Annotated in this window: 11 protein-coding genes; 3 read left to right on the top strand and 8 right to left on the bottom strand. The window is 36.9% G+C overall.

Translation table 11 applies throughout. The annotated features are described in order from the left end of the window. The 8 genes from QZ562_RS16005 to QZ562_RS15970 all read right to left on the bottom strand — a co-directional run. On the bottom strand, positions 1 to 762 hold a 762-nt coding region (locus QZ562_RS16005), incomplete at its 3' end, for a histidine kinase dimerization/phospho-acceptor domain-containing protein (protein ID WP_293762227.1). Positions 763 to 2092: 1330 nt separating this feature from the next. After that, a complete protein-coding gene (locus tag QZ562_RS16000; RefSeq protein ID WP_293762224.1) occupies positions 2093 to 3121 on the bottom strand; it encodes an NAD(P)-binding protein in 1029 nt (342 codons plus the stop codon). After that, complete coding sequence (locus QZ562_RS15995) at positions 3118 to 4173, bottom strand: ABC transporter ATP-binding protein (protein ID WP_293762232.1); 1056 nt, start codon at positions 4171 to 4173, stop codon at positions 3118 to 3120. The genes QZ562_RS16000 and QZ562_RS15995 overlap by 4 nt, the downstream gene beginning before the upstream one ends. Before the next feature lie 7 nt (positions 4174 to 4180). Next, positions 4181 to 5845: an iron ABC transporter permease gene (locus QZ562_RS15990; RefSeq protein ID WP_293762221.1), complete on the bottom strand. Its 1665-nt coding sequence runs from the start codon at positions 5843 to 5845 to the stop codon at positions 4181 to 4183. A gap of 43 nt (positions 5846 to 5888) precedes the next feature. Then, positions 5889 to 6902 carry an extracellular solute-binding protein gene (locus tag QZ562_RS15985; protein ID WP_293762218.1) on the bottom strand — a complete coding sequence of 338 codons (1014 nt, stop codon included), beginning with the start codon at positions 6900 to 6902 and terminating at the stop codon, positions 5889 to 5891. A gap of 82 nt (positions 6903 to 6984) precedes the next feature. Further along, positions 6985 to 7434, bottom strand: a complete 450-nt coding sequence (locus QZ562_RS15980; RefSeq protein WP_293762215.1) for a GNAT family N-acetyltransferase — start codon at positions 7432 to 7434, stop codon at positions 6985 to 6987. Between the two features lie 33 nt (positions 7435 to 7467). Next, entirely contained in the window at positions 7468 to 9114 is a 1647-nt protein-coding gene (locus QZ562_RS15975; protein WP_293762213.1) for a fused response regulator/phosphatase, read from the bottom strand. Between the two features lie 16 nt (positions 9115 to 9130). Further along, positions 9131 to 9436 (bottom strand): STAS domain-containing protein, encoded by a 306-nt coding sequence (locus QZ562_RS15970; RefSeq protein WP_293762210.1) that lies wholly within the window; start codon positions 9434 to 9436, stop codon positions 9131 to 9133. Between the two features lie 166 nt (positions 9437 to 9602). Here QZ562_RS15970 and QZ562_RS15965 point away from each other — a divergent pair, with 166 nt between their 5' ends. The 3 genes from QZ562_RS15965 to QZ562_RS15955 all read left to right on the top strand — a co-directional run. Continuing rightward, on the top strand, positions 9603 to 9923 hold the full coding sequence (locus QZ562_RS15965; protein WP_363315373.1) for a stress response translation initiation inhibitor YciH: 321 nt from the start codon (positions 9603 to 9605) through the stop codon (positions 9921 to 9923). A gap of 31 nt (positions 9924 to 9954) precedes the next feature. Then, positions 9955 to 10755 (top strand): response regulator, encoded by an 801-nt coding sequence (locus tag QZ562_RS15960; RefSeq protein ID WP_293762207.1) that lies wholly within the window; start codon positions 9955 to 9957, stop codon positions 10753 to 10755. A gap of 198 nt (positions 10756 to 10953) precedes the next feature. Next, a partial coding sequence (locus tag QZ562_RS15955) for a chorismate mutase (protein ID WP_293762204.1) occupies positions 10954 to 11503 on the top strand: 550 nt, incomplete at its 3' end.

Genomic DNA, 11503 nt, shown 5'->3' with positions numbered 1-11503 from the left:
ACTTAGCATGTTGAGGAATACTTGTTTTAACTGGTCGGAGACAACAGTTATTTGTGGTAGATTGTCAATGTACTTTTTAGTTATTGAAACTTTCCTTGTTGCAAATTCTTTCTTGCTGAGCATAAGAATATTATCAAGGGTGGCATGAATATCCACGGATGCTTTTATACTTGTTGTCTGACGGTTAAAGACCTGTAGGCTTTTTACAAGATCTCTCATTCGATGACATTCCTTTAATGCCAAGTCCATTAATTCTGAATCATCAATATCCAAATCGGCTCTTTTTTTGACGCCTTGAATAATATTTGTGACACCTTGTAAAGGGTTATTGAATTCATGCGCAATGGATGCTGATAATCTACCGATAGAACTCATTTTTTCAGCATGAAGCAGTTGTTCATGAGTTTTCTGCAAATTAAGGGTACGTTCTTTGACCCTTTCTTCCAATTTCAGCAATATTTGTTTTAATTCATCAGCACGTTTTTCTTTTTCTTCGTTGGCAAGAGTTAACTCGTAAGCTCGCTTATCTTTTTCTTTGTTTTGAAAGGCAAGTTCTATGTTTGCAAGAACTAACTCATTTGCTCGCTTATCTTTCTCTTTATTTTGAAAGGCAAGTTCTTTGTTCGCAATAACTAATTCAGCTGCTCGCTTACTTTTTTCTTCTTTGGCAATGACTAATTCAGCTGCTCGCTTATCCTTTTCTTTATTTTGAAAAGCCAGTTCTATATTGGCAAGTTTTAGATCTTTCTCGCTAGTCTTCATTCGTTCGATACTCAAAGTTAATCTACATTAATTTATTACAGTTCTAAAATAATCAGGATTTTAAAGATCAACATGGAGTAAGTTTTTCGTTTCACTCCATGTTGGTGATCATCTCATGCGATGAGATAACATTGTCATCGAAAAAAATTTAGGGGTACGTTAGTCTAATCTAAGTTTATTTAATTTAATAAATTGGTAAATAGGTATAAATACTGATTTTTTATGATAATCGTATTTAACAAATTGCAGAACACTTTCAAACAAGTTTGAATAAGCTTAGTTTCAAAGCACAGAACCCAGTATTGTATTGATGTGAGCTTCGCAGGTTCACCGGCTCAAGTGATGCTTCATTAAAGTTAAACCTCAAGCTGCTGTAGGCCTTATTAAGGTCTGTCCCACACTTATTTCAATACAGCTCAATTTCAGTATGGAATAGTTGCTAACGCAGAATGCCTGATTGAGTTATTTTAATGTACCTTGATTATTTGCTTAGCTGCATAAGTCGGTCATTAATGAACTGGGATAACGATCGTTTGCCCTTCGTCTCCTTTAATGACGACGCGCTGTTGTATTAATCTGACTGTAATTAAATAGCTGGTTGTAGTAGTTAATTAACAAAATAGATGTAACGGGAAGGATAGGATTTATTCTCTTTGAATGCCTGTTAGCAGGCAAAACCGAATGATTAAATTGAGAATTTCGTTATTGATGCTGCCTAGTAGCTCTTTAACATATTCTAGATTTAAAAAATTAAAAAGAAAGGTGCTTGTTTTTACAGGACAACAAAAAGGTCTTAACACCACCACTTTTCTCGATATGCGCTGAAAATTCATTGGGCTTTTTGACTCTTATTATTTCTTATTAACTCTTAACACAGAGGTAACTAATCTGCTCAATTGTTGTAATCCACATACTTGTAAAATTGTATAACTTTTTTTAGATATTGATTAGCAGTTGATGTTCTCAAGCCTAACTCTTGGGTAAAACAATACGGTAAATAGCAAGTGGTAATTTTTTATCGGTTAGATACGCATCATACCTAGCTAATTAATTTGGTTCGTAATAAATAGGAAACCGTATAGCTGCACAGCACAAGTTCATTACCTTTTTTTACTCTTGACAATACATCGCTTGATTGTGTAATAAATTTAAAAATCTCTATTAAGATATTCCCATTAGCCAAAACTTGTCTTTAAGTTTCGAACTCTTTTATGGTTTTTATTAATTGCATTAATACAGGTATGGACGCTGTGTAAGACATCAGTGTATGTGGTATGAAATATTATCCAATAAACAATCTTGCCCTGACTGAGTGAGAAAGCATATTGTTTTACTCATCCGTTATTATTGAGTGGCTAATCGTTAATGCAGCTTCAAATGCTGATTCAATAGAAGCACCGAAACTCCAATCGCCTCCGACATATAACCCACGTTTTTGCTGACTCAGTATGCCTAGTGACTTTTGATCATCACCAGGTTTTGCAAAGCCCCAATAATGTGCATAGATATTCGAAACTGATTTTTCTGGTATATTAAACAACTCACAAATCCCTTCAGTGGCAACAGATACTGCCTTTTCTTTGCCCTGCTTGCCTAATTCATCTGACAGTTTGTTATCAAGTTGTGCCACCCATATTTCACTATGACCTGTGGACTCAAGAGGTAAAGGTCGCAATGGTTTGGCTGAGTCTCGTATTAACATCTGTATGGATTGAGCTTTTAGATACACTAAATCTATGTCAGGTATATCTAATTTTTCTGGGTGTTCTAATTTTATGCCAATTGACCAACAACTTGTCCAAGATTGCGATGACTCTGGCAAAATCATTTGCAATTCAGATTGTTCGATTATTACTTGAGTTTGTGGCCAAGGCGCAGTTAATACTACTTTATCAAACCATTCTGCATGCCAAACTTCATTCGATTTTAGTTGCCATCCCTTATCATCTACATAACGAATTTGGCTAATTAAATTGTTGGTATACAATTTGGTATTTTTTATCCAATGACGGCATACAGCATTCATTTTGCTGTTAAAAACATAATGCACTTTTTCACTGATAAAATTTTCTAACGTTTGATTAGTAAGCGTATTATGCTGCGAGACAAATATATTTTTTGGCCATTTACTGGCAAGTTTTTGATCACACAGACCTTGCATAAAGTCGATGAAATCTGCTTTTTGAGCATGCACAATAGATGCGCCTAAATCACATTGTCCCCAGTCAGTTTGTTTTGTACTCGCTCGACCACCACAGCCACGTGATTTTTCAAAAATGCTGACTTCTATGTCAGGTGAATCAAGAAAATTGGCCAACAAACAGCCGGTAAATCCTGCGCCTATGACTGCGATTTTCATGAGTAATCACCGTTATCTGCAAATACTATAAGATGCTCTAAATCAAAACGAATACCAATAAGTTCATTTAGTTGATGGTCATGATGACTCAGTGCCAAGCACAATACCTTAGCGCGACCAACGTGTTGTACTTCCAATTGATATAAAATATGAGATCCTTGAAACGCTCTGTTCAACACCTTAGCTAAAGTTTTACTCTCATCATCATGGATGATGTCGTCTGGGCGAACTAAAAAAACGACTTTTTCACCTGACTTAAACCCGCTCGCAGAGTTGATGGAAAACACACCTAAAGCGCTGTTCAACTTATTGTCGTTATCAACCGTTGCAGACAAAAACACACCATCGCCAATAAATTTTGCCACAAAACGATTAATCGGCCGATGATAAAGAGTGTAGGCATCTGTCCATTGTAATAAACGCCCTTTATTAATCACGCCAATCACATCCGCCATAGCAAACGCTTCATTCTGATCGTGAGTGACCATAAGTGCAGTGGTTTTTTCGTGTTTCAAAATTGAGCGCAGCTCTTTTGCAAGCTCATCTCTTAATTCCGTATCTAAACTTGAAAAGGGTTCATCTAATAAGAGTAAATCAGGTTTAGCGGCTAAAGCCCTTGCCAACGCCACACGTTGTTGCTGACCTCCAGATAAGGCATGAGGATATCTTCTGTTGTAACCTGGTAATCCTACAAGTATCAGTAATTCTGTTACACGCTCAAGCTTTTGTGAATTGGTTTGCGTGTGTAAACCAAAAGCAATGTTTTGCGCAACCGTTAAATGAGGAAATAATGCGTAGTCTTGAAACACCACGGCTATTCGACGTTTTTCAGGTTCTACGAGACTATTTTTAGCACTAACCAACTTATCACGTAAGTAAATTTGTCCGGCAGATAGCATTTCAAAACCAGCGATAGCTCTTAAAACAGAGGTTTTACCGCATCCTGATGGCCCTAATAAACAACCAATTTGCCCCACACCTAATTCAAAAGAAACGTCTTGAACAGCTTCAATTTTTTGGTAAGCAACAGATACATTATTGAGAGTTAACATAAGTTCCTTAATTGGATTGTTTACTATTTTCACTGGGCTTATCCATCAACATAGTCAACAAAATAACAGGTAATATACCCACACTGACAATGGCTAAAGCAGGTAGCGCTGCATCCATTAAACGTTCGTCTGATGCAAGTTCAAATGCTTTTACTGCCAAGGTATTAAAGTTAAATGGACGGAGGATTAAAGTAGCGGGTAGTTCTTTTAACACATCTACAAATACTAACAACAAAGCACTCAGTACACTGGTTTTCATCAAAGGCACATGTATCGTTCTCAGAATTTGCAAAGGTTTATGGCCCAAAGAACGAGCAGCATCATCCATACTGGGCTTCACTCTAGCAAGGCCTGTATCTATGTTATGCATAGCAACAGCAAGAAAACGACTACTATAAACCAAAACTAATGCAAACAATGAGCCTGATAAGACTAAACCAACACTGACGTCAAACCATCCCTCAGTGAGCATATTTATTTTTATATCGATCCAGCTTAGCGAAATCATTGCTCCAATAGCAATCACTGTTCCGGGTACTGCATACCCCAAACTCACCACACCAACAAGAAATCGAATGGTTTTACTAGGATTTAGACGTTTACCGTAGGCAAACAGAAGTGCCAATGTCACAGCAGTGATGGCAGCAATAGCAGCTAAGTAAAAACTATTCCACAGCAACAGCCAAAATTCGCTGTTTAGCTGCTTAGAATAAGTTTTTGACGCCCAGTTGAATAATTGTATGACAGGTAATATAAAACCAAAAAGCACAGGTATCACACATATAAACGGCACCCAAAACGCACTACTACCTGTTAATTTTTGCCTGTTAATTTGTTGCGGTTTTTGTCCTTGAAAATAATAGCGAATTTTACGTCTAGACAAATATTCAATAACAAGCAACAGCACTACAAAACTGGTTAGCATGGCGGCTAATTGTGCCGCAGCAATTCCGTTCCCTAATCCAAACCACGTTCTAAAAATACCTGTGGTAAAAGTACTCAAGCCAAAATATTGTACCGTGCCATAGTCTGCAAAGGCCTCCATCATTGCCAACGCGGCCCCCATCAAAATAGCAGGGCGAGCTAACGGTAACACTACTTTAAACAAATGTTTACTGGCTGACACGCCTAAGCTTCGTGATGCTTCTTCAAGGCTAGCGGGTTGTTCACTGAAAGCAGTCTTAGCCAACATATATACATAAGGGTACAATACCAAAGACAACATAATAATAGCGCCTGATAACGTACGAATATCAGGGAAATAATAATCACCATATTGCCAACCAAATGTTTCCCTTAATAAGGTCTGTACTGGACCTGCAAAGTCCAAAAAACCTGTATAAGTATAGGCAATGATGTATGCAGGCATCGCCATTGGTAATAAGATTAACCATTGTAATTGTTTGCGACCTGTAAATTCATATCTAGCGATACACCATGCTAAAGCAGTACCAATTATAATGACTAAAACACCTACACCAAAAGCTAACGCTAATGAATTAACAATATGATCAATTATAATAGCTGTGTATATTTGATGCCAAATACCAATTAGTGGAAAACAAACACTGACAAAAACTAAGCCAATTGGAGCAGCCAGAATAAAGCAGCCTACAACAATACCGACATACCAAAAATTGAACCAGCTAGTAAACCAGTTTGAAAACTTCATAAATTAAGTTACTTGAAAAAAATTAAAGTGTATCTGTGTAGACTTATTTCCACCCAGCACGGTCCATCATTTGAACGGCTTCCGCATTTAATTCGCCGAGTCGGCTCAGGGGAACGTCTTCAGTTTTGAATCTACCAAATGACTGCAGTAATTCACTCCAAGCGATATCAGCCAGAACTGGGTATTCATGGTTGGCCGTGGAATACCACAACTGCGACTCCTTACTCAGTAAAAAGTCAATTAACTTGATTGCAGCATCCTTGTTTGGAGCATTTTTAGTCAAAGCGACGCCAGAAATATTGATGTGCACACCACGGTCGGCTTGATTCGGCCAAATAACTTTTATTTTTTTTGCTTGCTCTTGAGTTGTTGTATCTTCAGAACTCAACATACCTGCAAGATAATAAGTATTGGCTATAGCTACATCACACATGCCTGAAGCAACGGCTTTAATTTGGTCTCTGTCTCCGCCTTGCGGAGAGCGTGCAAAATTATTAACTAAGCCGTTCACCCACTCTTGTGCATCTGACTCACCTAACTGAGCAATCAATGCTGCCACCATGGATTGGTTATAAATATTACTCGAACTACGAATGCACACTCGTCCTTTCCACTCTGAGCTAACTAAGTCTTCTAGGTTGGTAAGTGTTTTAAAATCGACTCTATCGACAGACACCATCAAAGGCCTAGCACGTAATGATAAACCCAGCCAATGCCCTTGCTCATCGCGAAGATTATTTGGCAATAATGAAATGGCTTCTGATGTGGCAATCTCTTGGGTTAAGTCTTGCTGTTTAGCACGGTATAAACGTCCCACATCTGTTGTTAACAATAAATCTGCAGGACTATACTTACCTTCACTCTTTAGACGTGTGATCAGGTTATCAGCGTTGCCAGTCACTAGATTGACCGAAATACCCGTTTCTTGGGTAAATTTATCTAACAAAGGTTTGATCAACGCTTCCTTCCGAGCTGAATATAAATTAACTTGCTCAGCCATAACAATTGGAGACACCATTGTCACCACAACAAATACAAAACAAATGAAATTTTTCAAGGGAAAAGTCCTACTATTTACAGGTAGATTTGAAGACAAGAGAATTATGTTAATCTAATTGAGAATTATTCTCAATAACAATTTATTCTTCATACATAAGGTAATGGCTTTGCTCCATGCCCAACGACTCATACGTTTTCTGAGCAATAAGGTTTTCTTTTTCTACGTACAACCTAAAGCCACATACATTTTGTTGTTGCTCAGCTAAAATCTTTACTTCAGCATACAACTGGGCATAGACCCCTTGTCTCCTGAAATCAGGTGAGATATAAACGCTTTGCACCCACCAAAAGACACCATTACGCCAATCACTCCACTCTGTAGTTACCATCAAGCTGCCGACCACGTTATTGTCTTGTTCTGCAACTAAATAAAAACCTTTATTGTGGTCCACAATTAACGCAGCCACACCTTTACATAATACACTTTCATCTAATTTTTTTTGTTCAGTTTCCCATGCCATCAACTGATTAAATTTAACCAATGATGCCAAATCACATTTTTCCGCCACTCTGATTTTGATTTTCTGCAAAATAATTTGTACCTTTATTTGATTATTAAATCATTAAATTTTAAACACTACATCGACCGTATTGCCATTATTGCCGTACGTAACAGAATCACTCAGTTCCTTGACAAGTGAAATGCCTCGGCCATAACTTTTTTCAACATTATCGAGATTTAACATATGTTTATGTTTAAAGCCTGTTCCTGAGTCTATTATACGGATTGCCAATGTTTTTTCATCAGGGTGATAATGTGCAGAAATAATAATCCGTGCACTGGTCAAAACTGAAAGTTTTTCTTCACGAAGGGCATAGTACGCAAAAAAACCATCTTCTGATTGTTTTAAGGCTGAATCTAGTTCTAAGACACCATGTTCTAGTGCGTTATTGTATAGCTCACTTAATACCGTAAACAGATCAGAATGAATACTATGTAAGCCTAATTGGTTGGTCATAACATTAACCAAATCCACAACAGGATCTGCTAATTTGATATGTTCAGCATCCAATTCAATAATAATTTTAATTGGAATTTTAGATGCCATATATTTATGAACCATAGGTTCGAATGGCTGACTGGTGAATATCACAATAGTAATATCGTCTTTACGCTTTATTGAGCCTAAATATTCTGTGGCTTTGCCAATTATTTCTTGGACACTGATATCAGGCTGACCGCTTAGCCAATTTTCAATGCCATCATCTCCTAGCATGTCTTTATTTTGATTTTCAAGTTCAACTATACCATCACTAAAAGCCACTAATCTGTCACCAAATTTCATTTCATAGCGTTCAGTATCAGACTCAAATTCATTAGCCTCCAATATTCCAAGAGACATATGCCGAGATACAAGCCGTTTCATTATTTTACCACTAGCGTCTTGTAATAATAGGTTAGGCATCCCACCATTCCAAACATCTATCTGTTTTCCAGTATTATTAATTTCAACAATTGCCGCAGCAAAAAACATATCATCTGGAAGTAACATCAATAAGGTTTGGTTAATGGTTTCAGCCATCTCCATTAAAGAAAGACCTTTTCTCGACATCGTTTGAAAAGCCTGTGAGACAGGTAATGCGCCGATGGCAGAGGCTAAACCATGACCTGTAAAGTCACCGATTAAAAAATACATGCCCCCTGTTGGACTTGCGCTGGCTAAAAACAAATCACCATTAAAATTACTGGCAGGATTTAAGCAATAATCCAGATATTGAGTAAATGATTTATCCACAGACAGTGCATTGGCAAAAATATGTTCAACTATCTTATGCTCGCGTTCTGTAGAGTTTTGATAAAAATAAAGCTGTTTATTTTGTTCAGCAGCTTTTTTACTTAATAATCGAGTACGGGCATGGACACGGATTTTTGCAGTCAAAATAACTTTATTAACGGGTTTTGAAACAAAATCATCGCCTCCTGCCTCCAAACATCTTGCTAGTGACTCTTCATCGTCAACTGCTGTGATAAAAATAATAGGTAAATAAATATCGCCAGTTAACTTTTTGAGTATTGTAGCAACTTGGTGACCGTCCATTTTTGGCATCACAACATCAAGCAATACAAGATCAGGTTTTAAGCGCTGTGCTAGTTCTACTGCAACTAATCCGTCTTCGGCTTCAAAGGTATCCAAATACCCCTGTTGCTCAAGCATATTTATGAGTAAAAAACGATTTATTGCGTCGTCGTCAACGACTAAAATACGCATGATAAGTTAAGGCAAACTATTCGATTACGAATTTTTTGTCAAAACGAGCAATTTTGAGAATTTTTATCACTTGCGACTGACAATGACTTATTTTGAATGTGGTCACTGTAGAACTTAAACTTTTTTGCATATTTAACAACATGCCTAAAGCAGAGCTGTCCATGTACTCTGTTTTTTGTAAGTTTATAATAATACTATTTACTTCTTCAATACCCTCTGAATAAGCAAGGCGAAAATCTCGCACTTTTTCAAAATCAAATTTTTGTCCTAGATGTATGGTTAATTCTTTACCATCAGCAGAAAATTTTCTATCTAAACTCATGTATTACCCCTGTTTGACAAGCAAAATTTTAGCGATTACTTTTATAAGTCAGTTTTCTAAGTTAATGTTATTAAATAATATTTTTATAGCTTTGCCTACAAAGAATCACTTTTTTTTATTAGAATGTATTTTTATCCATTAAGCATCAATAGGGTACAAGATATATATGAGTGAAAATAGATTGGTATACAGTACTCAAACTGGCCGCATTCAAAATAAAGAACCGACTAGAACATCGACAAAAACAGATGGTATTGTTCGTTTACGTCTTGAAACCAAGGGCCGTAAAGGTAAAGGTATGACAACAGTAACGGGGGTAGACTTTCCCGAAAAAGAGTTAAAAGAATTATGTAGTCAACTGAAAAAAATGTGTGGTACAGGTGGTGCGTTGAAAAACGGTATTATTGAAATTCAAGGTGACAACCGCAATAAAATCAAAGCAACCCTTGAGCAACTAGGCCATAATGTGAAACTAGCCGGGGGTTAATAACCATCCGCAATCAAAATTAGGAGTATTGATGCATCGTCTCGCCTTATCAGAAGTTGGTATTATATTAGCCGAACCATCTGATACACAAAGAAAAATTATCATAAAACAGTTAGCCGCTGCGAATATCCATCAAGTAGAACCTGTCAGCAGTGTTGAACAAGCAATACAAGCAATAAATAAGCACGGTGCAGATTTGGTTGTTAGCGCCATGTATTTTGAAGATGGAACGGGACTCGACATCATAAAACAAATTAAGAATGATGACTTCCTTGCCTCTACACCATTTATGTTAGTCTCTAGTGAAAATCGTTTAGAGAAACTGGAAGAGTTTAAACAAGCTGGTGTGGCTGCTATTTTACCCAAACCTTTTACACCAGAAAACTTAGCAAAAGCTTTAAAAGCCTCACTTGATTTGATTAATTCGGATGAATTAGATTTAGAGCTATTTGACGTTCATGATGTAAGAGTTTTATTGGTTGATGATAGTAAACTTTCGCGAAATCATATTCGCAGGGTATTAAATAGTTTGGGGCTACAAAAAATTATAGAGTCCGAAAACGGTGCACAAGCACTCACTATTTTAAAAGATAACTTATTTGATCTAGTCGTCACTGATTATAATATGCCTGAAATGGACGGTAGGGAGCTATCTGAATTTATTCGTTTTAATTCTGAAACAGCACATATACCCATTATCATGGTAACCAGTGAATCAAGCTCTAGTCTGCATATGGCAAATATCCACCAAACAGGCGTTAATGCTCTGTGTGATAAACCCTTTGAAGTTAATGAAGTTCGCGCAATGTTAGCCTCGTTACTCGGAAAATAATCCTAGAACCTAACGTTATTCATTATTTATAAAAACTAGAAAATTATGTTTAATTAAATCATTGACATATAAGTAGTGTCTTTATAAATTCTAAAACATCTTAACCTTTATCATTATTCGATTTAATATAAGATCTACCCATAATATAATTCTAAAATCTCCCCGATGGGAGTTTTTTCGGAACAACAAGTGGACATCATGTCATCATTAGAATTAGAAGAACTTAGAGTCAAAATCACTGAGCTTGACACGCACCTGTTGTCTTTTTTAGCCAAAAGACAACAATTTACTAATCAAGTCGCTGAAACAAAAATCAAAAACCAAATTCCTGTGCGAGATCAAAAACGCGAGGAGCAATTACTTCTTAGATTGATAAAAGAAGGTAAAAAACACGGACTCGACGCACATTACGTCACACAATTGTTTCATGTAATTATTGAAGATTCAGTGCTGAATCAACAAGCATTATTAGCTGCAAGAGCTAATCCTGGCAGTAGCTTGCCACTCAATCGTGTCGCTTTTTTAGGTGATAAAGGTTCCTATAGTTATTTAGCCACACAAACATATTTTTCTAGGCGTCCTGGTGAATTACTTGAAATAGGCTGTCAAAGTTTTTTAGAGATCATTAGAAAGGTAGAAACCAACGAAGCCGATTATGCTGTATTACCGATTGAAACCACATCGGCAGGCAGTAACGATGACGCATATGACCAACTGCACCATACTCAGACTGCTATCATTTACGCAA

It is taken from the genome of uncultured Paraglaciecola sp. (assembly GCF_913058035.1).
Taxonomy (GTDB): domain Bacteria; phylum Pseudomonadota; class Gammaproteobacteria; order Enterobacterales; family Alteromonadaceae; genus Paraglaciecola.
The sequence above is the reverse complement of the archived record's forward strand: the minus strand, read 5'-3'. Positions and strand labels throughout refer to the sequence as shown.

Bases quoted from the DNA above. Each gene is read 5' to 3' on its own strand.
- QZ562_RS16000 (WP_293762224.1), bottom strand. From the start codon at position 3,121: ATGAAAATCGCAGTCATAGGCGCAGGATTTACCGGCTGTTTGTTGGCC.
- QZ562_RS15995 (WP_293762232.1), bottom strand. From the start codon at position 4,173: ATGTTAACTCTCAATAATGTATCTGTTGCTTACCAAAAAATTGAAGCT.
- QZ562_RS15990 (WP_293762221.1), bottom strand. From the start codon at position 5,845: ATGAAGTTTTCAAACTGGTTTACTAGCTGGTTCAATTTTTGGTATGTC.
- QZ562_RS15975 (WP_293762213.1), bottom strand. From the start codon at position 9,114: ATGCGTATTTTAGTCGTTGACGACGACGCAATAAATCGTTTTTTACTC.
- QZ562_RS15970 (WP_293762210.1), bottom strand. From the start codon at position 9,436: ATGAGTTTAGATAGAAAATTTTCTGCTGATGGTAAAGAATTAACCATA.
- QZ562_RS15965 (WP_363315373.1), top strand. From the start codon at position 9,603: ATGAGTGAAAATAGATTGGTATACAGTACTCAAACTGGCCGCATTCAA.
- QZ562_RS15960 (WP_293762207.1), top strand. From the start codon at position 9,955: ATGCATCGTCTCGCCTTATCAGAAGTTGGTATTATATTAGCCGAACCA.